This window comes from Schleiferilactobacillus perolens DSM 12744, from assembly GCF_001435585.1.
GTDB classification, from domain to species: domain Bacteria; phylum Bacillota; class Bacilli; order Lactobacillales; family Lactobacillaceae; genus Schleiferilactobacillus; species Schleiferilactobacillus perolens.
Map to the genome: position 1 here is coordinate 87,719 of NZ_AZEC01000009.1, position 25,192 is coordinate 112,910.

General features: G+C 49.0%; 24 protein-coding genes. All 24 read left to right on the plus strand.

Features of this window, described 5'->3' with window-relative positions:
* Positions 1 to 214: 214 nt before the first annotated feature.
* Complete coding sequence (locus FD09_RS10390) at positions 215 to 1,240, plus strand: class I SAM-dependent methyltransferase (RefSeq protein ID WP_057821093.1); 1,026 nt, start codon at positions 215 to 217, stop codon at positions 1,238 to 1,240.
* Between the two features lie 58 nt (positions 1,241 to 1,298).
* Positions 1,299 to 2,492 carry an acetate/propionate family kinase gene (locus tag FD09_RS10395; protein WP_057821095.1) on the plus strand — a complete coding sequence of 398 codons (1,194 nt, stop codon included), beginning with the start codon at positions 1,299 to 1,301 and terminating at the stop codon, positions 2,490 to 2,492.
* A gap of 55 nt (positions 2,493 to 2,547) precedes the next feature.
* Positions 2,548 to 3,006 (plus strand): hypothetical protein, encoded by a 459-nt coding sequence (locus FD09_RS10400; protein ID WP_057821098.1) that lies wholly within the window; start codon positions 2,548 to 2,550, stop codon positions 3,004 to 3,006.
* Positions 3,007 to 3,085: 79 nt separating this feature from the next.
* Entirely contained in the window at positions 3,086 to 3,769 is a 684-nt protein-coding gene (locus FD09_RS10405; protein ID WP_057821099.1) for a hypothetical protein, read from the plus strand.
* A gap of 29 nt (positions 3,770 to 3,798) precedes the next feature.
* Complete coding sequence (gene zwf, locus FD09_RS10410) at positions 3,799 to 5,271, plus strand: glucose-6-phosphate dehydrogenase (protein WP_157053772.1); 1,473 nt, start codon at positions 3,799 to 3,801, stop codon at positions 5,269 to 5,271.
* Between the two features lie 81 nt (positions 5,272 to 5,352).
* On the plus strand, positions 5,353 to 6,474 hold the full coding sequence (gene dinB / locus FD09_RS10415) for a DNA polymerase IV (RefSeq protein ID WP_057821103.1): 1,122 nt from the start codon (positions 5,353 to 5,355) through the stop codon (positions 6,472 to 6,474).
* Positions 6,475 to 6,554: 80 nt separating this feature from the next.
* On the plus strand, positions 6,555 to 7,862 hold the full coding sequence (locus tag FD09_RS10420) for a DRTGG domain-containing protein (RefSeq protein WP_057821143.1): 1,308 nt from the start codon (positions 6,555 to 6,557) through the stop codon (positions 7,860 to 7,862).
* Between the two features lie 3 nt (positions 7,863 to 7,865).
* Positions 7,866 to 8,828, plus strand: a complete 963-nt coding sequence (locus tag FD09_RS10425) for a DHH family phosphoesterase (protein WP_057821106.1) — start codon at positions 7,866 to 7,868, stop codon at positions 8,826 to 8,828.
* 31 nt (positions 8,829 to 8,859) lie between these two features.
* Positions 8,860 to 10,179 (plus strand): DEAD/DEAH box helicase, encoded by a 1,320-nt coding sequence (locus FD09_RS10430; protein ID WP_057821108.1) that lies wholly within the window; start codon positions 8,860 to 8,862, stop codon positions 10,177 to 10,179.
* Positions 10,176 to 11,177, plus strand: a complete 1,002-nt coding sequence (locus FD09_RS10435; protein ID WP_057821110.1) for a hypothetical protein — start codon at positions 10,176 to 10,178, stop codon at positions 11,175 to 11,177. Before FD09_RS10430 ends, FD09_RS10435 begins: the two co-directional genes overlap by 4 nt.
* A gap of 133 nt (positions 11,178 to 11,310) precedes the next feature.
* Entirely contained in the window at positions 11,311 to 12,009 is a 699-nt protein-coding gene (locus tag FD09_RS10440; protein WP_057821111.1) for a glycerophosphodiester phosphodiesterase, read from the plus strand.
* A 254-nt stretch (positions 12,010 to 12,263) separates the two neighbouring features.
* Positions 12,264 to 14,930, plus strand: coding sequence for an alanine--tRNA ligase (gene alaS, locus FD09_RS10445; RefSeq protein ID WP_057821112.1), 2,667 nt, complete (start codon positions 12,264 to 12,266; stop codon positions 14,928 to 14,930).
* A gap of 155 nt (positions 14,931 to 15,085) precedes the next feature.
* Entirely contained in the window at positions 15,086 to 15,346 is a 261-nt protein-coding gene (locus tag FD09_RS10450; protein ID WP_027828187.1) for an IreB family regulatory phosphoprotein, read from the plus strand.
* The gene (gene ruvX / locus FD09_RS10455; protein WP_057821113.1) at positions 15,346 to 15,786 is read left to right on the plus strand and encodes a Holliday junction resolvase RuvX; all 441 of its coding nucleotides are present in this window, start codon (positions 15,346 to 15,348) and stop codon (positions 15,784 to 15,786) included. Before FD09_RS10450 ends, ruvX begins: the two co-directional genes overlap by 1 nt.
* Before the next feature lie 11 nt (positions 15,787 to 15,797).
* A complete protein-coding gene (locus FD09_RS10460) occupies positions 15,798 to 16,118 on the plus strand; it encodes a DUF1292 domain-containing protein (protein ID WP_057821114.1) in 321 nt (106 codons plus the stop codon).
* Positions 16,119 to 16,484: 366 nt separating this feature from the next.
* Complete coding sequence (locus FD09_RS10465) at positions 16,485 to 16,778, plus strand: cell division protein ZapA (protein ID WP_057821116.1); 294 nt, start codon at positions 16,485 to 16,487, stop codon at positions 16,776 to 16,778.
* A 63-nt stretch (positions 16,779 to 16,841) separates the two neighbouring features.
* Positions 16,842 to 17,381, plus strand: coding sequence for a CvpA family protein (locus FD09_RS10470; RefSeq protein ID WP_057821118.1), 540 nt, complete (start codon positions 16,842 to 16,844; stop codon positions 17,379 to 17,381).
* A 213-nt stretch (positions 17,382 to 17,594) separates the two neighbouring features.
* The gene (locus FD09_RS10475; RefSeq protein ID WP_057821120.1) at positions 17,595 to 19,964 is read left to right on the plus strand and encodes an endonuclease MutS2; all 2,370 of its coding nucleotides are present in this window, start codon (positions 17,595 to 17,597) and stop codon (positions 19,962 to 19,964) included.
* A 93-nt stretch (positions 19,965 to 20,057) separates the two neighbouring features.
* Positions 20,058 to 20,369, plus strand: a complete 312-nt coding sequence (gene trxA, locus FD09_RS10480; RefSeq protein ID WP_057821121.1) for a thioredoxin — start codon at positions 20,058 to 20,060, stop codon at positions 20,367 to 20,369.
* A gap of 260 nt (positions 20,370 to 20,629) precedes the next feature.
* On the plus strand, positions 20,630 to 20,779 hold the full coding sequence (locus tag FD09_RS15955) for a teichoic acid D-Ala incorporation-associated protein DltX (protein WP_083487788.1): 150 nt from the start codon (positions 20,630 to 20,632) through the stop codon (positions 20,777 to 20,779).
* 40 nt (positions 20,780 to 20,819) lie between these two features.
* Complete coding sequence (gene dltA / locus FD09_RS10485; protein WP_057821123.1) at positions 20,820 to 22,343, plus strand: D-alanine--poly(phosphoribitol) ligase subunit DltA; 1,524 nt, start codon at positions 20,820 to 20,822, stop codon at positions 22,341 to 22,343.
* Positions 22,340 to 23,557 carry a D-alanyl-lipoteichoic acid biosynthesis protein DltB gene (dltB, locus tag FD09_RS10490; protein WP_057821125.1) on the plus strand — a complete coding sequence of 406 codons (1,218 nt, stop codon included), beginning with the start codon at positions 22,340 to 22,342 and terminating at the stop codon, positions 23,555 to 23,557. The genes dltA and dltB overlap by 4 nt, the downstream gene beginning before the upstream one ends.
* Before the next feature lie 62 nt (positions 23,558 to 23,619).
* Positions 23,620 to 23,868 (plus strand): D-alanine--poly(phosphoribitol) ligase subunit 2, encoded by a 249-nt coding sequence (gene dltC / locus FD09_RS10495; RefSeq protein ID WP_057821127.1) that lies wholly within the window; start codon positions 23,620 to 23,622, stop codon positions 23,866 to 23,868.
* On the plus strand, positions 23,865 to 25,136 hold the full coding sequence (gene dltD, locus FD09_RS10500; protein WP_057821129.1) for a D-alanyl-lipoteichoic acid biosynthesis protein DltD: 1,272 nt from the start codon (positions 23,865 to 23,867) through the stop codon (positions 25,134 to 25,136). Before dltC ends, dltD begins: the two co-directional genes overlap by 4 nt.
* Positions 25,137 to 25,192: the final 56 nt, after the last annotated feature.

The following is a 25,192-nucleotide window of genomic DNA, read 5'->3' on the forward strand; positions in this document are numbered from 1 at the left end:
AAAGCGCTTCAGGTTTACTTGACGACCAGCGGCGCATCCTTGTCCGACTTGTCCCCACTGGTGAGGAAAAGAGCAAACCGATTGCCACGATTTTTTAATTAATCGTTTACATCCCCGCTGCTCTGCGTTTTTACTTGAAACAAAATATTGGTGAACGACAGGGATAATGTTACAATATCCCTGTCGTATTTTTCTATTTTTAAGGAGTGTTATTTTGGCTGAAGTCGATACGGTACAACAGATTTTTGCCCCATTGGACGACGCTGTGACCACCTTGAGTGCGGCGCTGAAGGTATCTTACTTGGATGCCCTGACAGAAGAATTGGACAACTTAAATAATCGGGACGTGCATGTGGAAAACGGTGCACCAAATCAAGAGGTTGTGCAGCATCTCACTGACCTGGCTGCCCAATATGAACAAGCGAAGACTCGCGGCGGTCTCACCCCCACCCAAACGGCTATTCAGTTGGCTATTGTGAAGGGAATGCGCGCCGACAAAACCGACGCTAACTTAATGATCACGCCGGAGGCTATCGGTACCTTGGTGGCGGCCGTCGCCGATGTTATTTTGCAGGGGGCACCCAGCACAACGATCTTGGATCCAAGCGTGGGGACGGGGAACCTGTTACTCACGGTGATGCGCCAGCTGCCGCAAAAGACGGCTCAAGAGCGCCACGGTTACGGTGTCGACAATAATGAAGAGTTGCTGGCGTTGGCCGATGGTTTTGCGCAGCAGCTCGGTGAACATGTGGAGTGGTTCCATCAAGATGGGATCGCCCCATTGGTGGTGCCGCCGGTCGATCTGGTGGTCAATGAGCCTCCGGTCGGATATTATCCGTTGGATGAAGTGGCCAAGGATTACGCCACCCATGCGGCCACTGGCCATTCCTTTGCCCATCACCTTTTTATTGAGCAGGGGATGCGGACAGTTGCTCCTGGTGGCTTCGGCTTTTTCATTGTTCCCACAGAAATCTTCAATACCCAAGAGGCATCTTCACTAACCGCCTGGATGGCGCAACAAACGTACATCCAAGCGTTGTTGGAATTGCCAGATACACTATTTCAGGACAGTAAATTGGGCAAATCCATTCTGGTTTTACAAAAACATGGTGGTGCTGCGCAGCAGGCAAAACAAATTTTGCTGGCAGGAATCCCGAATCCGTTGGCACATGCAGAACTGGCTGGTTTCATTCAAAATGTGAAAGACTGGCGGAAAGATAATATTCAAGTAAATAAATAATTGGCAACACATCAAAAATCTAGCGGCGTACCGCGAGTGAATGTTGGAGGGCTTGAAAATGAAGGTATTGGCTGTAAACACTGGTAGTTCCACCCTGAAGTGGAAATTATATGAGATGCCAGCAGAAAAAGTAATTGCAGAAGGGATGGTCGATCGGATGGGGTTGTCCGACTCGATCTTTACCGTGAAGTATAATGGTGAAAAGACTCAGCAGATTGGCGATATTCCCAATGCCAATATTGCTGTGGCTAAACTCATGAATACTTTAACCGAGCAAAAAATCATCCAAAGCTTTCATGAAATTGCGGGAATTGGTCACCGAATTGTCGCCGGGGGAGAAGTTTTCCGAGATTCCACATTGATGACCAAAGATAATATCGCCAAAGTCCGCCAATTATCGGATTTTGCGCCATTGCACAACCCGGTGGAGGCTGGCGGCATCGAAGCCTTTGCCCAAATCTTACCGGATACACCGCAAGTGGGCGTGTTTGATACGTCATTCCATGCGTCCATGCCCATGGAGAACTTCTTGTACAGTATTCCCATTGACTACTACCGGAAGTATGGTGCGCGAAAATACGGTGCCCACGGGACCAGTCATCGTTACGTATCTGCTCGGGCGGCGCAAATGTTGGGTGTACCGTTGTCCAGCCTCAAGATGATTACCCTGCATATGGGCAGTGGGGTGTCCCTCACGGCAATTAAGGGCGGTAAGTCTATTGATACATCCATGGGCTTCACACCGTTAGCGGGGGTTACCATGTCGACTCGGTCTGGGGATATTGATGCCTCGTTAGTCGCTTATTTGATGGACAAGATGAAGATCACGAATCCAGAAGACATGATTAACATATTGAACACGAAGTCTGGTATCCTGGGATTGTCTGAATTGTCACCGGATATGCGTGATTTAGAGAAGACGATCCACACCCGGCCAGAATCCAAGCTAGCCATTGACGTCTTTGTCAATCGTATTGTGAAATACATTGGTTCTTACATCGCCATCATGGGTGGTCTGGATGCCATGGTCTTCACCGCCGGAATTGGTGAGGGCGATATCGTGATGCGGGAACGGATCGCCAAGCATTTTGACTACTTGGGGTTGAAAGTGGATCCGGAACGAAATAACATTCGCAGTCAGGACCGAATCATTTCCACTGACGATTCCAAGGTGAAGGTGCTGCTAGTACCGACGAATGAAGAGTTGATGATTGCCCGGGATACTGTGCGGGTGGCTCATTTAGCAGAATAAATAAGGGGGCTCTGGGGTGTAAACCTTGGGGCTTTGTTATTACTGGAGGAAAATTTTGACAGTTTTATTTATCATTGTATTTGCTGCATTGCTGCTTGTGGTGGTATTGGAACGCCGCGCGTTGGTCATTAAAGCGCGGCGACGCTGGGGCTTCACAATCATTTTGTGGATAGTGGCCGCGGGTGTCGGGATTTTACCCTGGTGGCAGCGGGGCAGCACCGACTATCTGATCAGTGGGCTGTTCACCGCAGGCGTCTTGATTTTGCTCACGATTTGGCGACAAGGACTGGCTCCCTTTGCCGTGATCAATGGCATTTTGGCAACTCGGGCCTATTCTGCGTTAACCAGTTACACGCTGACGCCGGACAAGGATTTTGTGGTAATCACTTTTTATAGTGGGACGATGCGGGTCACGCGGTTGAATCTCTTGGCGGATGAAACTACCGTTCGCCAATTTCTCAATAAATATGCAGAAAACATCCATTCTTTGGCAGAGGCGCCCAGTGCCGAGTAAACAGTAAACTGGAAAAACCAGGTGGGGACAGTTAAAATAGAACTTATGTGCCCAAATGTATGAAGCGAGGTGATCGATTATGGCACGTCATCGACGTCATATCCAACATATCGGCCAACTGATCCCGGCTGATCGGATACGGCAATACATTGCCCATACTCAATTGGATGATTTGCAATTTCTACAACAATTAATCGACGAACGCACCCAAGAACTTTTAGCGGAAGAAGGGGCTAACGAATTTCCGGCATTTGCCCGGTTAGCGCAAACCCGCTTGGATCAATTAACCACTCTCAGAAAATTGATTGATCATGATCAGCACCACGGATATTTTGCCAAACATATGACGGAACCGGGCTTCTTTCATAATTATTTGCGAGATTATCCCACTGATCCAGTTTTTTCAGCCATTCATGAGTTATGGCACATTGAAGAACAGCTGCGTGTGATGCAGGCCGCGATTGGACCGATTATTCAGTGGCAGCGGCGCATTCGCCACGCAGGGTTCACGATTAATAAAACCCGTCATTCCCAGCGCAGTCTCAGTGTATACCTCTATATCCCAATTCGTGAGGCAGAGGCTTTCACGATTGTCTTTGGCCGCAATTTTGATATTCCGCGGTTTGAGGATATGATTAGTCATCGACCCAGTGATCCGGAATTTAGTGTGCGGCTATCCGATCATGTGACGGGAGTGTATTATAATCAAAAGGAACAGGCACAACGCCGTTACCGTGAGGCAGATATTGACATTTATGTGTGAAAATGTGGTTTTCATTTAGGAAGAGGTTGATTATGACGGAAGAACGGGCGCTATTTATCATCTTCGGCGGGTCGGGCGATTTGGCCCAGCGGAAGCTCTATCCGGCATTGTATGGTCTGTATTTTCAAGGCCGGTTGGCAAAACACTTTGCAGTAATTGGTACCGCACGCCGGCCATGGACCGACGATCATTATCATGAAGTGGTGAAACAGTCCCTGGTCGGCGCTCCCGGCAGTGCCCATCAAAAGACTGAATTTGCTGAACATTTCTACTATCAATCCCATGATGTCACTGACGCTGCCCATTACGTGACATTGCAAAAGCTGGCGAGCAAGCTTAACTTGCAATACCAGCTGGATGGCAACCGCATCTTCTATATGGCGATGGCGCCGCGGTTCTTTGCGACAATCGCAGAGCACGTGAAGTCAGAACAACTGCTTTCTCCGGATGGCTATAACCGGTTAATCGTGGAAAAGCCTTTTGGCCGTGATTATGCCAGTGCTAAGCAGTTGAACGACGATATTTCCCAAGCCTTCTCAGAAGAACAAATTTATCGGATTGATCACTACTTAGGCAAAGAAATGGTCCAAGATATCATGCCACTGCGCTTTACCAACCCATTCTTAGAAAACGTCTGGTCCAATCAGTTCATCGATAACATTCAGATCACGCTGGCTGAAGATATTGGGGTCGAAGAGCGGGCCGGATACTACGAAACTGCTGGCGCTTTACGGGACATGGTGCAAAATCATATTTTCCAAATCATTGCGATGTTGACGATGGAGAAACCGAGTCGGTATGATGCGACGGCCATTCATGAGGCTAAGCGGGCTGTTTTGGCTGCGATCAAACCATACACTCCCGCCCAAGTCCACACCAATTTTGTCCGCGGCCAATATGTGGGCGGCGATAATCTAGGCTTGTCATATCGGGAAGAGGACAATATTGCGGCAGATTCCACCGTGGAAACCTATGTGGCTGGTCGGGTGGATATTGATAACGATCGCTGGCGCGGGGTACCGATTTACTTACGGACGGGTAAAAAGATGCCCGCCAAGACCTCGCGGATCGACATCGTCTTTAAACCGACTAAAGATAATATTTTGCCGACGACCGGCAACGCACCGGTGCGCGCGAACGTGGTGACCCTCATTATTGAGCCGGATACTGGGATGCATATTACGCTGAACGGTAAAGAAATCGGCGTCAGTGATGCGGTGAGTCCGTTCACTCTGGATCATGCGCTGGATAAGGATGAACTCGCCAAGGCGCCAGAAGCGTATCAACGATTGCTCTTGAATATCTTAGAGGGCAACAAGTTGACGTTCACCCATTGGGATGAACTGGCCGCCAGTTGGCATTTCATTGATGCAGTCCGGAACGTCTGGGATAACGATAAGGCCGACGGATTGGCCTTTTATCCCAGTGAGACGATGGGACCGAAGCAAGCCGACGAACTGCTCAGTCGTGATTATCGGACTTGGATTTGGCAAGGAAAGTAATTGATGGGGTTAACGAGCGCGGAACGGCCTTAACGGCTGTCCCGCGTTTTCGCTAACCCAGACGGAAAGGAGGGGTTGTGGATGCTGGGCCGGTTACCACTGATCAATCATACGCAACGGCGAATCATCCATGTCGATATGGATGCGTTCTATGCCTCGGTGGAGGAACGGGAGCATCCGGAGTTTGTGGGTCGGCCCTTGGTGATTGCCCGCAATCCCCATCAGACACATGGCAAAGGCGTTGTGACCACTGCTAATTATGTGGCCCGGCAGTTCGGCGTCCATTCGGCGATGCCGGCCCAGACGGCCGCTCAATTATTGGCTGGGGAGCCGGTCATTTGGCAACCGCCTAACTTTCCACTATATCGGTCTGTCTCAGATCAAATTCACGAGATCATGCATCAAGTGACGCCATTCATTGAACCGTTGGCGTTGGATGAGGCTTATTTGGATGTCACAGCGCGCCACGGCGATTGGCCAGCGGCCGTGCAGGCGGCGGCGTATCTGCAGCGGACGATTCGCCAACAAACCCGGTTAACCTGTTCCGTCGGTATTTCATACAACAAATATTTAGCTAAATTGGCCTCGGATTATCGTAAGCCTTTTGGTCGTACGATTATCACACCCGAGGCGGCGAACCAATTTCTGGATCAATTGCCAATTCGTAAATTTCAGGGTGTGGGCGAAAAAACTGCGCCGCGGCTGGCTGCCATGGGGATTACCAACGGCGAGGGTCTGCGTGTACTGACGTTGACTCAATTGACGGATCAATTTGGTAAATTTGGCTATATGCTGTATCGCCGCGTCCGGGGTGTAGACGATCGCCCTGTCGCCTATGCCCGGGAGCGTAAATCAATTGGTAAAGAACGTACCTTTGCGCCGTTCCTCACCTCCGATGAGGCGTGCACGCGCCGCATTACCGCGCTGGCTAATGAAGTCGCTTCACTGTTACAAACGAAACAACGTAAGGGCAGTACCATCACGATTAAGATGCGCAACGGCGAGTTTGACACGGTAACTAAACGCACCACGCTGCTAGAACCAACCCAAGATGCCCAGTTGATCACCAGTACGGCCCTGCAGTTGTGGGAAAAATACGGGACGGGGATGCTGCCAGCAGGTATTCGGCTTTTGGGTGTGACTGTTTCCGGATTAGTGCCGGTCACGATGGAAAATATGATTTTGCCGATTTTCGATGACTAATCTTACTGCCGGTACAGTGCGTTTAGCCGGGCGTATCGCAGTCTATGGTATACTGATGGTCAGAATGGATGGGGTTGGACGTGGCGACAAAACACGAAAAAATAATTCAATACATCGCGGATACGGATATCGGGCAAAAAATATCGGTCCGGTCCGTCGCTCGGCAAATGGGCGTCTCTGAAGGGACGGCTTATCGGGCAATTAAGTCGGCTGAAGCGGACGGACTGGTGGCCACGGTTCCGCGGGTCGGTACGATTCGCGTGGAAAAAACAATCCGGGGGGATATCCAGAATCTGACTTTCGGTGATATTCAAAAGGTCATTGACGGCACCCTTTTTGGCGGAGAAGCCGGACTGAGCCATCGGCTCGACCGATTTGTCATCGGCGCCATGACCACCGAAGCGATGAAGGATTATGTGACCCCGGGCGCATTATTAATTGTCGGTAATCGGGAAGACGCGCAGCTGATGGCCCTGTCCACCGGCGCGGGGGTGCTCATTACCGGGGGCTTCAATGCCAGTCCCGCTGTGGTGGCCGCCGCAGACAAGGCGGCGCTGCCGTTGTTGGGGTCTAATTATGATAGTTTTACCGTGGCCACGATTATCAACCGGGCCATTTCTGACCAACAAATCAAGAAAGAGATCGTCACGGTGGGGGATGCCTATATCCCCATTGCAGAGACGGCTTATCTGCGTCAGGATGAAACGGTCAGCCGCTATCGGCAATTGGCTAAGGCAGTGAAACATTCTCGTTTTCCTATTGTGGCCCGGGATATGCGAGTCGTCGGGGTGATTAGTGCTAAGGATGTGCTGAGTGCATCTGGCGAGTCAACTCTTGAACGGGTCATGACCAAGAATCCGATCACCGTCCGGAAAGAAATGAGCGCCGCATCGGTGTCTCATATCATGGCTTGGAATAGTATTGAACTGATTCCGGTAGTGGATCCGGAATTTCATTTGATGGGAATTGTGACCCGTACCGACATCATGCGCAATCTTCCGGTTCCCGGCCATCAAAGCGAAGGAGCCAACACTTTCTTCGACGTCATTCACGCCAGTTTGCGGCCGGATAATGACGATCGCCGTTGGCAAACGGTGGTGTCCCCGCAGATGACCAATTCTTTAGGCACCATCGCTGTGGGTATTTTGTCGGAAATGATCACCGAGGTTGCCCAGGACTATCTCAAACTGAATTATCAAAAGCGTTCGCTGATTGAACAAGTGACTGTGAATTATTTGAAACTGATCCAACTCGAACACAAAGTCGTGATCGTGCCCCAACTACTGGATTTGGGCCGACGTTCGGCAAAATTAGAAATTACCGTGACCGCTGAGCATGTCCTTAGCGCTAAAGCATTTGTTGTTTGTCAAATTTTGGAGGAAGAATAACGTATGACAGTTAATGACACCACATTGCATCAGATTATTGCAGCAATCGAAGCACACGATACAATTATCATTCATCGACACGAGCATCCAGATCCAGATGCCTTGGGTTCTCAAGGTGGTTTAGCAGAAATGCTGAAACAATCATTTCCCACTAAGCATGTCTTTGTCGTTGGCCATGAAGTGGGTAATTTGGGCTGGTTGAATGAGATGGACACGGTGCTCGATGAGCAATACCAAGATGCTTTGGTGATCGTCACCGATACGGCGAATACACCGCGGATTGATGATACCCGGTTCAATAAGGGTAATGAATTGATCAAAATTGACCACCATCCCAATGATGATCCTTATGGGGACATCACCTATGTAGACACAGATGCTTCTAGTGCCTCAGAAATCATTGTGGATCTATTCCATGCGGGCGATAATGTTTTGCAACTTAATGGCGCCGCCGCCCGGCTGTTATACGCTGGTATCGTCGGCGATACGGGGCGCTTCCTTTATCCGGCTACCACGACCAAGACGTTTGCCGCCGCGGGGGAATTGATCGGCTATGACTTTTCTGCAGCGGCGGTTTCTCGGCGGATGAACGAGATCACGTTAGCCCAAGCCAAGCTGCAAAGTTACGTATTCAATCATCTGCAAGTGGACGACAACGGGGCGGCCTGGGTGACGATTCCTTTGGTCACCCTCAAAGAACTGGGTATTAACCAGGATTCCGCCTCTGCCGCAGTTTCCACGCCGGGCCGGTTAGGCGATGTCGTGGCCTGGCTGGAATTTATTGAGAACCCAGAAGGTCCTTACCGCGTCCATTTGCGTTCCAAGGGACCTGTCATTAACGAATTGGCCAAGTCTCACAATGGTGGCGGTCATCCCCTGGCCAGCGGGGCAAAAGCCGCCAACGAAGCTGAGATGGCCGCCATGGTAAAAGAACTGCAGGCAATTGTCGCCGCTTGGCAGCATTGATTATTGGCCGAGTACAGAGAGGAGTACTTTAATGCGTGATTTTAAACAGTATAATTTTCCAGACTTCCTGAATAAGGCCTTGGCTGCAATTCATTTCACCACTCCCACGGATGCCCAAACGGCGTTATTACCGCCGATCTTGGCCGGTAAAGATGTCATTGGGCAAGCAGAGACTGGCAGTGGTAAGACCCATGCGTTCTTACTGCCGATTTTAGCGGCTATTGATCCCACCAACTACACCACCCAAGCGGTCATTACGGCTCCCAGTCGAGAGCTGGCCGAACAGTTGCGGGATGCCGCGGAACAATTGGTCAGCGAACAAGATCCCCAGGTCCGCATCCTATTGGCCGTCGGCGGGACGGATAAAGAGCGATTGGTAGAGAAAATCGAACACCGTCAACCACAATTGATTATCGGGACTCCTGGCCGGTTGCTGGACATGATTCAAAACCATGTCCTTCAGGTGCAAAACAATCGCTTCTTTGTTGTGGATGAAGCTGATATGTCGTTGGACATGGGTTTCTTAAAAGATGTGGATGCCATTGCCTCAGCCATGCCGCCCAAGTTACAGATGATGGTCTTTTCGGCGACTTTACCTGAACGGCTGCAGCCATTTCTACGAAAATATATGCATCAGCCGGAGACGGTCACAGTATCTCAAAAATCCGTGATTGCTCCGAATATTAAGAATATTCTGCTGGCCACCAAGGGCCGTGACCATAACAAGATCGTTTTTGATCTGCTGCACATTGGCCAGCCATTCTTAGCTTTAGTCTTTGCCAATACTAAGGAACGGGTGGATGAACTCACCGCGTACTTGCAAAAGCAGGGAATGAAAGTGGCTAAAATCCACGGGGATTTGCCGCCCCGGGAACGGCGCCGGACGATGAAAGAAGTTCGCGACTTGCAGTATCAATATGTGGTCGCCACTGACTTAGCTGCCCGGGGGATCGATGTGCCCGGGGTGTCATTAGTCATCAACGATGATTTCCCCGTTGACCCGGAGTTCTTCATTCACCGGGTGGGCCGGACGGGGCGTAATGGTTTGCCAGGGACGGCCGTCTCTTTGTATGACCCCAATCAAGAACATGTGGTGGCGCAAATTGAAGGGATGGGTATTTCGTTCATTCCGCAGGACTTGGTTAATGGTCAACTCGTCGATTCCTATGACCGTAACCGCCGCCGCGATCGGCGGGCCACAGGTCCGGACATTGATCCCAGCATTAAGGGACTGGTGGCCAAAGAGAAGAAGAAACGGATGCCCGGCTATAAAAAGAAGATCCGGACGGCTATCGAAAAAGATCGCCGGCGGAAACGTAAAATTGCCCGTAGGGAGGCTCGTCGGTCATGATCAATCCGCAGCAGTTGAATCGGCCCAGCTGGAATCAATTGACTGGGAAAGAACAGCACTTACTGTTTACTCAAATATTGCGATATTTTGTGAATCCCTTGCTGCCCACGACCGATATTGCACCGGTACGATTCACTGTTCAAGGCCAAAGTTTTGCTTCGCAAACGGCCATTATCGCTGGCCAACGATACATCTTTGTACCCGGTCAAAGCCAGGTGCAATTAGGTTATCAGGTGACTGGCAAAGAAGTTTTGACACCGCGCCTGTGGGACGACAGCGAAGTTGTCCTGGAGCATCCTGATTTACCCACGATTCCACTGACTACGAATGCACAGCGGGAACGTTACTTAACCGATTTCACCACATCACCGCGGGTGGTCGACATTCCGCCACTCTTAGTCAGTCAACAGCCGTTGCCTGTCAGTCAGCGCAGCATCGGGTTGTACACCCCGGCCACAGGAGACTTTTCTGGCGATATGACCACCTTCAAGATGGTCCGTCAGGCAGCGGGGGATGACTTGAAGCGGGCTCCCCGGTCCATCGTGACACCAGATTTTTCAGTTTTCTTCGTACCGACAGCGGTGCTTGATCAGTATCAAGTCCGCATTGATCAGCAACTCACTCCGATGGCCTTGACCCGTCAGCTAGCGCGCCAAGGTTTCAGCGTGTTGGCACCGGATGAATACGAATACGTCGTGGGCGCTGGTGCGGCCACACTGTTTCCGTGGGGGAATGCCGGCTTAGCACAACTGCCTACTGCTTTACCCAATCGGTTTGGCATCCGTTTTTCCGCGCGCCAATACACGGCGGAAATGACCACTGACCCATTAGTCTGGCGGGGCGGTTGGCCAGTTTCTGGGGACCAAAAAATGGCCGCGGTCCAACTGCCATTTTCAGCCTTCTATGATAGCGGCAGACTCCCTGGATTGGGTGATTTGCCTGTTCCGCAACAGGTCTATCATCAGGTCGTCCGGGTCACCTTTGAGGATGAACGTTAACTTTTTTACCATTATTTGACAATAAGCCATCGTCCTTTTTACAGGAACGGTGTATCCTTAGCAATGGTAAAAAGTAGTCGGTTATTGATGGGCCGACGGACTAATCGGCCATTCCTCAAAGGAGTTATTTTTGATGGTGACAAAGATTTTTGGGCACCGCGGTTATCCTGCGCGCTTTGCAGAAAACAGTCTGGAAGGTTTTCGGTATGTTTCCAGCCACGGTATTGATGGGATCGAAACAGATGTACAGCGTACCGCTGATGGTCATTTGGTCATTATCCATGATGAAACCATTGATCGCACCACGGATGGAACGGGTTATGTGAAGGACATGAACCTAGCTGAACTGCAGTCTTTCCATCAAGCCAACGGCGAACCCATTCCCACGCTGCAACAATTCATGGATAGCTTGGGGCATTGGCATGGTGAGATTAACATCGAATTTAAGACGGGTAAAGTGCGTTACGCGGGCATTGAGCAAGCCACGCAAAAAGCTGTAGAAGAGGCTGGTCGGACAGATGAAGTGGTTTATTCCTCTTTTAATCCAGACAGCTTAGTGGCTTTGCACGCCGTCGCTCCCCACCAGCCGGTGGCCCTGTTGGCCAAAACAGCTGATCCTGAGCGGTTGGCCAACTTGGGTGATGTGTTATCCGCACTGCATTTGGAAGAATGCACAAAGAATGCAGTGTTGCCTGAGCGGATTTGGACGGTGAATGATCCCTGGCAGATGCGGGCATTGTTCCAAGAGCCCAAAGTCGTGGGTATCATCACCGACAAATTTGAAGAGGCCGTGGCCCTTCGTTCACGTCAAAACGTGCGCCAAACCGCATAGCATTGCGCGGTGATAAGCAGCGTGGTATACTTCTTTTGTTTGGGACATACAAGTGAGTGGCAGTACTGAAGAGAGTCTCTGGATGGTGAGAAGAGATGTGCTGCGCAACCTGTGCTACCCGATGCAGTGATTGAAGACAATTAAATTGATAAATAAGTGGTAAACGACAAAACATCGTTGCAATCAAGGTGGTACCGCGTGAAAGCGCCCTTGAACGCAATGATGTTTTTTTACCATCAGGAGGTTGGCTTAACGTGAAAGAAATGACAAGTGGGCAAGTACGGCAAACGTTTTTGGACTTTTGGCAGTCCAAGGGACATGATGTGGAGCCTTCTGCATCACTGATTCCAAAAGACGATCCGACCTTGTTATGGATCAACTCCGGTGTCGCTACACTGAAGAAGTATTTTGATGGCACCGTCATTCCCAAGAATCCGCGAATCACGAATGCACAGAAAAGTATCCGGACCAATGATATTGAGAATGTCGGTAAAACTGCCCGACATCAAACGTTTTTTGAAATGCTCGGCAACTTTTCTGTTGGCGATTATTTCAAAAAAGAAGTGATTCCTTGGGCTTGGGAATTATTAACCAGCCCAGAATGGTTTGGCTTTGATCCTGACCGTCTTTATATGACGGTTTATCCGAAGGACACGGATACGTACAAGTTGTGGCAGTCAGTCGGGGTTAAGAAAGATCATTTGGTCTTAGCAGAGGATAACTTCTGGGATATTGGTGAAGGTCCCAGCGGTCCCGACTCGGAGATATTTTACGATCGGGGTCAAGGTTACAATAACGTCGCCGAAGATGATCCAGAAAATTATCCTGGTGGCGAAAATGAACGATATCTGGAAATCTGGAATATTGTGTTCTCCGAATTTAACCACTTGCCAGATGGCCGTTACGTCGAACAACCGCATAAAAACATTGATACCGGTATGGGATTAGAACGGGTCGTATCGATCTTCCAGGATGCCAAAACCAATTTTGAAACTGACTTGTTCATGCCCATGATTCAAGAGGCTGAGAAACTGAGCGGCAAAAAATATGGCGCCAATGAGAAAGACGATGTCAGCTTCAAAATCATTTCTGACCACGCCCGGGCCGTCACCTTTGCCATTGGCGATGGTGCGATGCCCTCCAATGAAGGACGCGGTTATGTCTTACGCCGGTTGATTCGGCGCGCCGTTTTGAATGGTAAAAAGCTCGGTATCGACAAGCCCTTCTTATATCAATTAGTCCCAGTCGTGGGCGAAGTGATGAAGAGTTACTATCCCGAGCCATTGGACCAAAAGGACTTCATTGCCCACATCATTAAGGGTGAAGAGGAACGGTTCCAAGCCACATTAAATGATGGTTTGGATATTCTGGACGGCCGTATTGCGACGCTGAAAAAGAGCGGCAAAACAGTGTTCCCTGGCGAAGATGCCTTCAAACTTTTTGATACGTATGGCTTCCCTGTAGAATTGACGGTGGAATCGGCCGCTGATGAGGGCCTGCATGTGGATATGAAGGGCTTTAAGGCTGCCATGCAGGCCCAGAAGGAACGGGCCCGTAATGCTCGTAAAGACGTGAATTCCATGGGTTCCCAGAACAAGCTGCTGATGGACATCAAAGATGAAAGTCAATTTACCGGCTACGATGAATTGACCACTACGGGCGCCAATTTAACGCATCTCATCATTCAGACTACTCAGGGCGATCAGGAAGTGGACCAAGAAGTTGCCGCCGTGACCAGTGGTCAAGCTGAACTGCTCTTTGACAAAACCCCGTTTTATGCAGAGATGGGTGGTCAGGTAGCGGATAAGGGGACGATTGAAGACGATCAGGGTCATGTTGTGGCCAAGGTCACAGATGTACAACACGCCCCCAATGGGCAAAACTTGCATTTCGTGGATGTCGTTGGGAATATCCAGGCTCACCACGCATATACCTTGAAGGTAGATCGGCCGTTCCGGTTGGCAGTGCGGAAGAATCATACCGCCACTCATTTACTGGATCAAGCGTTGCGCGAAGTACTTGGCGCGCACACCCATCAAGCTGGTTCTTTAGTTGAACCAGACTACTTGCGCTTTGACTTTAACCACCAAGGGCAAGTGACACTTGCGGAATTGCAAAAATTGGAAGATATTGTCAATGCCAAGATTTTTGCTGAAATTCCGGTGAAGACAACCGAAACTGATTTAGAAACTGCTAAAAAAATGGGCGCCATTGCCCTGTTCACTGACAAGTACGTTGACCGGGTCCGGGTCGTCAACATCGGTGACTGGTCAATTGAGCTGTGTGGCGGGACTCACGTCAAGAACACGGCGGAGTTAGGACTCTTCAAAATCACTTCCGAATCTGCCATTGGTGCGGGGGTACGACGGATTGAAGCCGTGACTTCCCAGGCTGCGGTGCAATACTTCGATCAGCAGCTGCACCTACTGACCCAAACAGCCAAGATCGTGAAGGCCAACCAATTACAGGATACGCCGGATCGGGTTGCCCAATTGCAAAAGGATGCCCGGGAAACAGAGAAGGAATTGGCAGCGTTGCAGGCTAAATTGGCTGCTCAACAGGCTAATTCAGTCTTCGATCACCCTGTCGAAGTTGATGGATTGCAAGTCATTGCTGCTCAAGTCAACGTTGACGGCATGGGTGCGTTACGGCAAATGGTTGATCAATGGAAGAGCAAGCAAGCGTCGGATGTCTTAGTTTTGGCGACTGCCGCTAACGGTAAAGCGAACTTAATTGCTGCCGCCAGCGATGCTGCCCAACAGCAAGGTGTTAAGGCTGGTAACTTGATCAAAGCGATTGCCCCGATTATCGGTGGCGGTGGCGGCGGTCGGCCAGATATGGCCCAAGCTGGTGGTAAACAACCAGACAAGATTCAAGATGCCCTAGCCGCCGTCAAGGATGTTTTGGTGAAAGAAAAATAAATCCAGGGAACGCTTACGTTCTTTGACTTTTGCTTGACCATCACAGAAGCTTAGCGGCTTGGATAGTTGTCTTTTGCTGTGTGATTCGTTAGAATGGTTTGTGATTCACAACTGGGATGAGACCCGGTTGAGGTTTTCGAAAAGAGGGGTGCCTTATGAGTTCGCTCGATAAAACAATGCATTTTAGTTTCGCGGAAGATCAGAGTAAAAATGTCCGGGAAACTTTGCAAACTGTATACAAAGCCTTAGAAGAGAAGGGTTATAACCCAATCAATCAAATCGTGGGCTACTTACTGTCTGGGGATCCGGCGTATATTCCACGATATAATGATGCCCGAACGCTTATTGGAAAACATGAGCGGGACGAAATCATCGAAGAACTGGTACGCACGTATCTCCACCAAGAGTTGAAGTAATGCGATTACTTGGCTTAGATGTGGGGTCCAAAACTGTCGGTGTCGCGATTAGCGACGAATTGGGCTGGACTGCACAAGGGGTAGAGATTATTCCAATTGATGAAAAGCGCAATCAATTTGGTCTCAAACGAGTCGCAGAATTGGTCGAAGAGTTGCATGTGACCGGTTTTGTGCTGGGCTTTCCCAAGAATATGAATAATTCCATTGGTGAGCGGACAGAGAAGTCAAAGGCTTATGGTGATCGGCTGGCCGAGATGTTTCATTTGCCAGTGGATTACATTGACGAGCGTTTGACCACTGTCGAAGCGGAACGGATGCTCACTGAACAAGCGGATACTTCCCGAAAAAAAAGAAAAAAAGTAATTGATAAATTAGCCGCTGTTTTGATATTGCAAAACTATCTCGATGCAGGCGGCCGGTTGACTAAATCGGCAGAATAAAGGAGACAATTATGGCAGATAAAAACCAAATTCACGACGGTGATTCTTTTTCCGATGATCAACGTCAGATCACTCTGGTGGATGATCAAGGCAATGAAGAACTTTTCGAAATTCTCTTCACGTTTGACTCTGAAGATTATGGCAAGTCCTATGTATTGCTGTATCCAGCAGGTGCCAAGACGGATGAAGAAATCGAGATTCAAGCATTCTCCTTTACGCCAGACGAAGATGGCTTTGCCACTTCCGGTGACTTGTACCCCATCGAAGATGACGACGAGTGGGATATGGTCGAAGAAGTCCTAAATACTTTTATGGCGGACAATGAAGACTAATTAGCCAGTCAAAATGCGGCTGGGACAACAGTCTGAATCTTGATGCGGCAGGTGCCAATACACGGCCACGCCCATCAGCGATGACTTTTGCCCCAGCCCCTTTTTGAGATTATCAAAAGAAACTCGACCAGAGCTCTGAGTTGAATGGATGTAGTGCCAATGCGGAGCAATCGTAGGCTGAAATGGGCTCAGCTGTGGAAACGTCACAGCTTGCTACGCCTGCGGCTACGCACTTGCTGCGCTTCGCAGCCCATTTCAGCCGGAGATTGCGCAGCTTTGGCACGGGTCCGCCAGTTTCTTGCCACATAGTCTTGTGCTAAACTGTTTGTAAAATATCGTATTATGTTGAGAGGAGCAATTTTCCCTGTGGCTGAGGATAAGCGACGCTACAAAGCAACAATAGGCAATAAGACGTATACGATCGTTGGTCCCGGCAGCGATGAATTTATGGCGACAGTGACCGCCATACTGAATGAGCAGCTGACGACGATTCATTCGCTGGCCCCTCAATTGTCTGAAGCCGAGGCGGCCATTCTTTTGGCCTTCAACACCGTTTCGGATGACATCAAGTTGAAAGAACAGGTCAAGCAGTTACAAGACCAAAAAGACGACCACGATGCTGCTCAATCACCCAAAGATTCTGAAACGACAGATGATTAACAGTCAGCGACTATCGAAGGCTCAAGTGTCTACGTCGTAACTCGTTTGGAGTGGAAATTGTTCATGTTAAGTGTGCTGTTGTTTCTTCTTTTATTGTATGGCATATATGGTGGTGCGCGGCGCGGCGTCTATCTGCAGGCGTGCTATACAGTGGGCTATTTGTTAGCCGGCATTGTGGCCATGCTAGGATACCGTGCCTTGGGTCCGCATTTAGATCTGTGGATTCCGTATCCTTCTGCCAGTATGCAAAGCTTTTTTGCATTCTTTATCACCAAAGTGGGGCTGGATTTAGACCAGCCTTATTACAATGCGTGCGCATTCCTCATTATCTTCGCTGTGGGATGGCTGGTGGTGCGCTGTGTGATGTTGTGGTTTACGCCGCTTCAATTCATGCCAGTACCGAACACTTGGAACAGTGTGGGCGGGATGGTATTGGGCTTTTTGTCCCAGTACACTTTCCTGTTTATCGTGGTGTACTTCGTGGCGTTAATCCCCATTGACGGCATGCAGCATGCATTATCCCACTCACTGATGAGTCGGATGCTAATGGGCACTCCGGGTTTAAGTCAGCTGTTTACCCATCTGTGGGTCGGCCAAATTTAAAGAATGCACATGAGCAGGGGCGAAAAGCGCCTGCTTTTCGTATCTCGATAATTTAACAAGAGAGGCTGCGACGAAAATGCAGTCCCTGATGAAAATAGTGCCAATGCAAAGCGATCGGAGACTGAATGGGCTCAGCTGCGGAAACCACACAGCGGTCCCACCCATGCAACCGGAGATTGCGTCGCTTTGGCACGGCTCGTAGGAGGTAATTTTATGCATTCGCGTGTTTTAGCCACGCTGGATTATCCGGACGTTTTGCAACAGTTAGCCGGGTATACCGTATCCGCTCGCGGCAAGGCCTTAGCCTTAGCCCTCAAACCAGTGGATACTACCGGTGCCGTCCAGGAACTCATTGACCAAACTGTTGATGCAGCCAACATATTGCGGCTGCAAGGTGGGATGCCCATTGCCAAAACTGTGGACATTACTCCCCATATTAAGCGGCTTGAAATCGGTGCGACATTAAACGGTACAGAATTGGCCCAAATCGGGCGTGTCCTAGCTGTCGCCGCCGCAATGAAGTCTTTCTTTGCTGATTTTGCTGAGAACGCTGCGACGCCGTTACGCACATTAGGTGATGTGGTCGATCAATTGACCGACTTGCCAGCAGTGACGCGGGCGTTGAACCGGGCTTTGGATGAAGATGGTACGGTTTTAGATACTGCCAGCAGCCAGTTGCAGGGTATTCGCATCGCCATGCGGCAAACTGAAGGACAAGTCCGCAGCAAGTTGGAAAACTATACCCGCGGCAAGGATTCAAAGTACCTGACCGAACCAATTATTACGTTGCGCGACGATCGCTATGTGATTCCGGTAAAAGCTGAAGCGAAGAACCGTTTCGGCGGAATTGTCCATGATCAAAGTGCCAGTGGTCAGACATTCTATATTGAACCCCAGGCTGTTTTGGAATTGAACAATCGTCTGCGCCAGTTACAGATTGATGAAAAACGTGAAATTGAACGAATTTTAGCCGAGTTGGCGGAGATGATTGCACCATATAGCAAGCAGATTGCCACTAATGCCAATCTTTTAGCAGAGTTGGATTTGATTAATGCTAAAGCCCGTTATGCCCGAGAAATTAAAGCGACAGAACCAATCGTCGACGCGGACCGGCACGTGGATTTAATCCAAGCGCGGCACCCGTTGATTGATCCGCAGAAAGTGGTCCCTAATGATATCTATTTAGGGAAAGACTTCCATACCATCGTCGTTACCGGCCCCAACACGGGTGGTAAAACCATTACGTTGAAGACATTGGGCTTGTTAGAGCTGATGGCGCAATCGGGTCTGTTCATTCCAGCTCAGGAAGAAAGTCATATTGCGATTTATGATGAAATCTTGGCAGACATTGGCGATGAACAGTCCATTGAGCAGAGTCTCTCCACTTTCTCTGGCCACATGAAGAACATCATTAACATTCTGCAGGTCGCCACCAAGTCCAGCCTGGTGCTGTTTGATGAACTGGGTGCCGGGACAGACCCCCAAGAAGGGGCGAGCCTGGCCATTGCTGTGTTGGATTACTTGGGTGCGATGGGCCCAGATGTAGTCGCGACGACCCATTATCCAGAATTGAAAGTTTACGGATACAATACCCCGCAAACGATCAATGCGAGTATGGAATTTGACATTACGACGTTGCAACCAACCTATCATCTATTGATCGGGGTGCCTGGCCGATCTAACGCCTTTGATATTGCAGCTCGATTGGGTTTGAACGAAGAAATTGTTGATCGGGCCAAACAGTTGCTGGACGGTGAGAGCCAGAATCTCAATGAAATGATCGGCGATTTGGAAAATCAACGCAAAGCTGCTGAAACGGAGTACCACGAACTGCGGCGACAGTTAGACGAAGCCACCACGCTGCATAAACAGCTGAATGACGCGTTCGAAGAATTCCTACAGGAACGCGCCAGCCAACTGCAGAAGTCTCAGAAAAAAGCAGATGAGTTGGTTAGCCAAGCCCAGGACAAGGCGGACAAGATCATTGCGGACCTGCGCCAAGCCCAACTGACTGGCGGCACCACGGCGGTCAAGGAAGATAAACTCATTGCCGCCCGGACCGCTTTGAAGGATTTGCACAGTCACACGCCCAGCCCGAGCAACAATCGTATTTTGCGCCGGGAAAAGAAGAAGCAGGCACTCAAAGCCGGCGACGACGTCCAAGTTGCCAGTTACGGGACTACCGGGGTACTACTAAAAAAGTCGGATGACACGCATTGGGAAGTACAAATGGGTATCTTGAAAATGAAAGTCCCCCAAGATGAATTGACGAAGGTCAAGGCTCCGGAGGATACTGAACCTAAGCGGCACATTGTGAATGTGTCTAACCGCGGCCCAGCTATTTCACCCACGCTGGATTTGCGAGGCAAGCGTTACGAAGAAGCGATGCATGAATTAGATCAGTACATGGATGCGGCATTGTTGGCGAATTATCCAACGGTGACGATCATCCACGGTAAGGGCACTGGTGCAATTCGCAATGGTGTTCAGGAGTATCTCAAACGGCACCGCCAGATTAAGAGTTTCAAATACGCACCACCGGAAGCCGGCGGTGACGGGGCAACACTGGTTGTATTTAAGTAAATGAGTTTTCTGCTGACAAAAAGTAAGCAGAAGTGTTGAATGCGACCGTCAGGTTTGCTATACTATTGTAAGTAAATGAAAGGGAGTGACACCTTGGTAAAAGCGATTACAGATAAGACTTTTGCTCAAGAGACCGATCACGGCGTTGTCTTGACCGATTTCTGGGCCACCTGGTGTGGACCGTGCCGGATGCAGGGACCGGTGATTGAGAAGTTGGCTGATGAAAACGATCAGGTGAAATTCACGAAGATGGATGTGGATGAAAATCCTGATACACCGAAGGAATTCGGCATCATGGCGATTCCGACATTGATCGTCAAAAAGGATGGCAAGGTCGTTGAACAACTGGTCGGCTATCAATCCAAGGAACAACTGAGCGCAACGCTGGCAAAGTACACCGACTAATACTGCTCGGTTAATCCCAGTTAAAAACAAAATTTCTAGGCATCAGTCCTCTTGTGGGACTGGTGCCTTTTTTGTGGTTTTGATCGGTCTTTTTGCTACCCATCTTTTCGTGAAAAATGTTATGGTTAATATGAAAGCGTGGCGGCAGGCGTGCCCAAATTGCCTAACAGTTTTGTTAGCCTTAAGAAAGGGCCTCACGCTAGCAATTTATGAAACCCAACTTTATAATTGGTTGTGTTAATGAAAGGACGGAACGCACGATGAAGGCACGTTGGCTGGCATTATGGCACCGACCGGTATTTCAATTTGTGGTGAAAACCATTTTTTATTTTGTCATCATCTTGGTGCTGACTTACCTATACAACTATAGTGGGGTCAACAACAGTAAGTTCATTTACAACGAATTTTGACACAGGGGGAGGAAGAGGCACAACACGTGCTTCGTAAGCAATGATCGATAACATTATCAAACAAATCGACAGAATCGCTCAAGCCCACCCGGAACGGTTGAGCTATACCTATGAAGATCACACTTATACGTTTGGCGATTTGGCCCAGGCTTCAGATCGGGTGGCTCATTTTCTGCAAGCCCAGGATTTGCCAGCTAAGGCACCCGTCATCATCTATGGTGAACAGACTTTTGCAATGGTGGCGTCGTTTCTAGGGGCGGTCAAGGCTGGACATGGGTATATTCCGATTGATACCCATTCGCCCAATGAGCGAATCATTCAGATTCATGATGTGGCGAAACCGGCCGCAATTCTAGCAACGGATGATCTACCGGTGAACTTCCCCGATTTGCCCATCTACACACCGGACAAACTCTCTGCAATTCGGGAGAACGGTGATACTGATTATGACCACAGCCAATCGGTAAGTGGTGACGATACTTTTTACATCATTTTCACCTCCGGTACAACCGGTGTGCCTAAAGGGGTCCAGATCAGTCACACCAATTTACTCAGTTATGTAAACTGGGCGATCAGCGATTTTGATTTACCGGAAGGCATTCGCTGTTTGTCTCAGGCACCGTATTCATTTGATTTGTCGGTGATGGATCTTTATCCCAGCTGGGCTTTAGGTGGTAACTTAGTCGCGTTGCCTAAGCGCACCACGGACAACTTCATGCTGCTTTTCAAGGCCTTACCAGGTCTTAAATTGCAGGAATGGGTATCCACACCGTCATTTATCGAAATCTGTTTACTGGATCCAAACTTTTCCGCAAAGAACTATCCTGACTTACGTTATTTCCTGTTCTGCGGTGAAGAATTAACCGTCAAGACGGCCAATACATTAATGGCCCGGTTCCCCGAGGCCAAGATCTTTAACACATATGGACCCACAGAAACGACTGTGGCCGTCACTGCGGTTGAGATTACGCACGCAATTACGGCCGAATACGACCGGTTGCCAATCGGTTATGCCAAAGCGGACACCAAGATTTATGCGGTGGATCAAAAGGGTGCACGAGTGGCCCCGGGGACGCTGGGTGAATTGATCATTGAGGGCCCCAGTGTGTCTAAGGGTTACTTGAATAACCCGGAGAAAACCAAGAAGGCTTTCTTCCAAGATGGCCAGTATTCGGCATACCGTTCAGGCGATTTAGGTTTTGTGGATGCAAACGGCTTGATTTTCTATCGCGGGCGGACAGATTTCCAAGTGAAATTACATGGATTCCGGATTGAGCTGGAAGATGTGGATCACGCCTTGGACGCATTGAGCGGCGTGAAGCAGGCCAGTGTGGTGCCAAAGTACAACAATGTCCACAAGGTCAGTCAACTAGTGGCATTCGTGGTACCCACGAAGCAGCCGGATGATGCTGGCGCCTATGTGGCAGATTTGAAGGAGCAGCTGACAAAAACGGCCATGAGTTATATGATTCCGCAACGCATTGAAGTGAAGCAAAAATTGCCTTTGACGGTAAATGGTAAGATCGACCGTAAAGCATTGATTGCTGAGGTTAATCCAGCATGATCAATTTACAGCCTTATGAAAATCCTGGTTACTTCATTCTGTTGATGGTCGCCCTCTTACCGGCGATTATCATCCGCCTTTACGGTCACCGGTCCCATTGGTATGAGACGGTGGTGTCTTTCATCTTCCTGTTTTTGATGTTTGATGGGAAGGATTGGCATCAGGGGGTGGCGCTCATTGGCTACACGATTCTCCAATATGCCGTCATTTCGTTATACACCCGATACCGGACAAAGGAAAAATCACCGAATAAATTTGGCCCGTTTTGTTGGGCGGTGATTCTTTCAATAGCCCCCTTGGTGGTCGTTAAGTTTACGCCGCTGTTCAATAATGGCCAATCCAGTATCATTGGTTTCCTGGGAATTTCTTACCTGACCTTTAAATCCGTCGGGATGATTATGGAAACTCGGGATGGCGCCATTAAAGAGTTCCATCCGGTGAAGTTCTTGCAGTTCCTATTGTTCATGCCGACAATTTCTTCCGGGCCAATTGATCGCTATCGGCGTTTTGAAAAAGACTATGATCGCACATTGACTTCAGAACAATATACGGACCTGTTAGGCAAGGGAATTGAACGGTTGTTTCTGGGGTTCGCTTATAAGTTTATCATCGGCTATTTCTTTGGCACGATGTGGCTGCCCCAAGTGCAACGGATGGCGATGCAGTCCCGGGGCGGTTTCTTGGATTTGTCCTGGCCGCTGGTCGGGGTCATGTATTGTTACAGTGCCTATCTGTTCTTTGATTTTGCGGGATACAGTCTTTTCGCAATGGGTATTTCCAATGTGATGGGTGTGGAAACACCGCGTAACTTTAACTATCCGTGGATTTCCCGCAACATTAAGGATTTTTGGAATCGTTGGCATATGACGCTGTCATTTTGGTTCCGGGATTATATCTATATGCGCTTCGTATTCTTTATCATGAAGCACAGACTGATTAAGAATCGAGTCACGATTGCCAATTTGGGGTATTTACTTCTGTTCCTGATTATGGGCATCTGGCATGGCGAGACCTGGTACTATATTGTATATGGTATCTTCCATGCCACTGTGATGATTCTGACTGATGCATGGTTGCGATTTAAGAAGAAACACAAGGATTGGTTCCCGAGTAATGCGTTCACCCGGGTGATGGCAATTCTAATGACCGCAAACACGGTATGTTTCAGTTTCCTGATTTTCTCAGGCTTCTTAGACCGGCTTTGGTTCCATTAGAGACGGTAATGACAAGGCGTCGCAACTAGGCGGCTTTAAATAATTTTTGGAGGGATACAATTATGGCAGACGATAATACAAAAAATACAGTATTGGACATTTTGAGTGATTTAACTGGTTCCGATGAAGTGAAAGACAACTTGGACACCAATTTGTTTACCACGGGATTATTGGATTCCATGGGGACAGTCCAGTTGTTGTTGGAATTGCAATCTCAACTCGACGTGAACGTCCCAGTTTCAGAGTTTGACCGTACGCAATGGGATACGCCGAATAAGATCATTGCCAAGGTCGAACAGATGCAGCAATGAAACTCTTCAAACGGTTGTGGCTGATTTTTGGACCGATTCTCATCGCAATGCTCGGCGTCGTTGCGTTGCTGTTTTGGCCTGGAAATTACGGCTATGCGAACCAAGCGACAGTGGACAAGGCGGCGATTTCCTTATCACCGAATGTGTTCAAAGGCTCCTTGATGAAGCGCGAGGCATTCAAAGAGAATTACGTACCCTTCATCGGTTCTTCGGAGCTGTCCCGAATGGATCCTTTCCATCCCACTGTCTTAGCTGAAAAATACAATCGAAATTATCGTCCGTTCCTGTTGGGGTCTGCCGGCACCCAGTCGCTGACTCACTTCTTCTCCCTGCAAACAGTGGGCAAGGAATTAACTGGTAAGAAGGCTGTCGTGATCGTGTCTCCCCAATGGTTTGTCCAACGAGGGATTCAACGCAACATGTTCAGTTACTATTATTCCAACTTACAGACGAATAATTTTTTGGAACATGCTAATCCGAAGGACCCAATGGCGCAATACGCAGCCAGCCGATTGCTGGAATTACCTTCTGGATCGTCGAATACGACCCTCACTGAGGCAATTATCCGAATCAAAGCGGGCATTCCATTGACGGCATATCAAAAAGAGTATTTGAAGCTGTCGGAGCGCTTGTATGACCATGAGGACGGATTGTTCAGCCGATTGTTTTTGCGCAACAACGAACCGACGATTAATAAGGGTTTGGAAAGCTTGCCATCTCAGTATGATCCGCAGACCTTGGATGACCTAGCCACCCAGTTAGGGAAAGGGGAGACCACGAACAACCAGTTCGGGATCGAAAACCATTTCTATTCCACCCGAGTTAAACCGATGCTGGCTAAGCTGAAGAATTCTCAGACCCACTACAATTATGAATACGGTCCGGAATATTCTGACTTCGAGTTGTTATTGCAGTTTATGGCGCGACACAAGATGAAGCCGCTGTTTGTGATTCCGCCCGTCAATTCTAAGTGGGCGCAATACACGGGGCTTTCAGAGAACATGCTTGATAATTTTGACCGGAAGATCCAATATCAATTGCGGTCTCAAGGGTTTGACCAAATCGTGGACATGACTTATGTGGGTGATGAACCTTACTTCATGCAAGATACGATCCATTTAGGTTGGCGTGGTTGGTTGCAACTGGATTCTTCAGTCGCACCTTACTTATCCAAGAAGGTTAAGACACCGGAATACAAGATTAACAAGAGTTTCTATACGACCAAGTGGCAAAAAACCGATCCATCGAAGGTCCCTGACCTCCGGTAATATCGATTATTGCGACAAAAAGATCCGCTCTGTGAAGTGCAACAAAAAAGTTAGAC

Bases quoted from the DNA above. Each gene is read 5' to 3' on its own strand.
- FD09_RS10395 (WP_057821095.1), top strand. From the start codon at position 1,299: ATGAAGGTATTGGCTGTAAACACTGGTAGTTCCACCCTGAAGTGGAAA.
- FD09_RS10405 (WP_057821099.1), top strand. From the start codon at position 3,086: ATGGCACGTCATCGACGTCATATCCAACATATCGGCCAACTGATCCCG.
- dinB (WP_057821103.1), top strand. From the start codon at position 5,353: ATGCTGGGCCGGTTACCACTGATCAATCATACGCAACGGCGAATCATC.
- FD09_RS10425 (WP_057821106.1), top strand. From the start codon at position 7,866: ATGACAGTTAATGACACCACATTGCATCAGATTATTGCAGCAATCGAA.
- FD09_RS10430 (WP_057821108.1), top strand. From the start codon at position 8,860: ATGCGTGATTTTAAACAGTATAATTTTCCAGACTTCCTGAATAAGGCC.
- FD09_RS10435 (WP_057821110.1), top strand. From the start codon at position 10,176: ATGATCAATCCGCAGCAGTTGAATCGGCCCAGCTGGAATCAATTGACT.
- FD09_RS10440 (WP_057821111.1), top strand. From the start codon at position 11,311: ATGGTGACAAAGATTTTTGGGCACCGCGGTTATCCTGCGCGCTTTGCA.
- FD09_RS10450 (WP_027828187.1), top strand. From the start codon at position 15,086: ATGAGTTCGCTCGATAAAACAATGCATTTTAGTTTCGCGGAAGATCAG.
- ruvX (WP_057821113.1), top strand. From the start codon at position 15,346: ATGCGATTACTTGGCTTAGATGTGGGGTCCAAAACTGTCGGTGTCGCG.
- FD09_RS10460 (WP_057821114.1), top strand. From the start codon at position 15,798: ATGGCAGATAAAAACCAAATTCACGACGGTGATTCTTTTTCCGATGAT.
- FD09_RS10470 (WP_057821118.1), top strand. From the start codon at position 16,842: ATGTTAAGTGTGCTGTTGTTTCTTCTTTTATTGTATGGCATATATGGT.
- FD09_RS10475 (WP_057821120.1), top strand. From the start codon at position 17,595: ATGCATTCGCGTGTTTTAGCCACGCTGGATTATCCGGACGTTTTGCAA.
- FD09_RS15955 (WP_083487788.1), top strand. From the start codon at position 20,630: ATGAAGGCACGTTGGCTGGCATTATGGCACCGACCGGTATTTCAATTT.
- dltA (WP_057821123.1), top strand. From the start codon at position 20,820: ATGATCGATAACATTATCAAACAAATCGACAGAATCGCTCAAGCCCAC.
- dltB (WP_057821125.1), top strand. From the start codon at position 22,340: ATGATCAATTTACAGCCTTATGAAAATCCTGGTTACTTCATTCTGTTG.
- dltC (WP_057821127.1), top strand. From the start codon at position 23,620: ATGGCAGACGATAATACAAAAAATACAGTATTGGACATTTTGAGTGAT.
- dltD (WP_057821129.1), top strand. From the start codon at position 23,865: ATGAAACTCTTCAAACGGTTGTGGCTGATTTTTGGACCGATTCTCATC.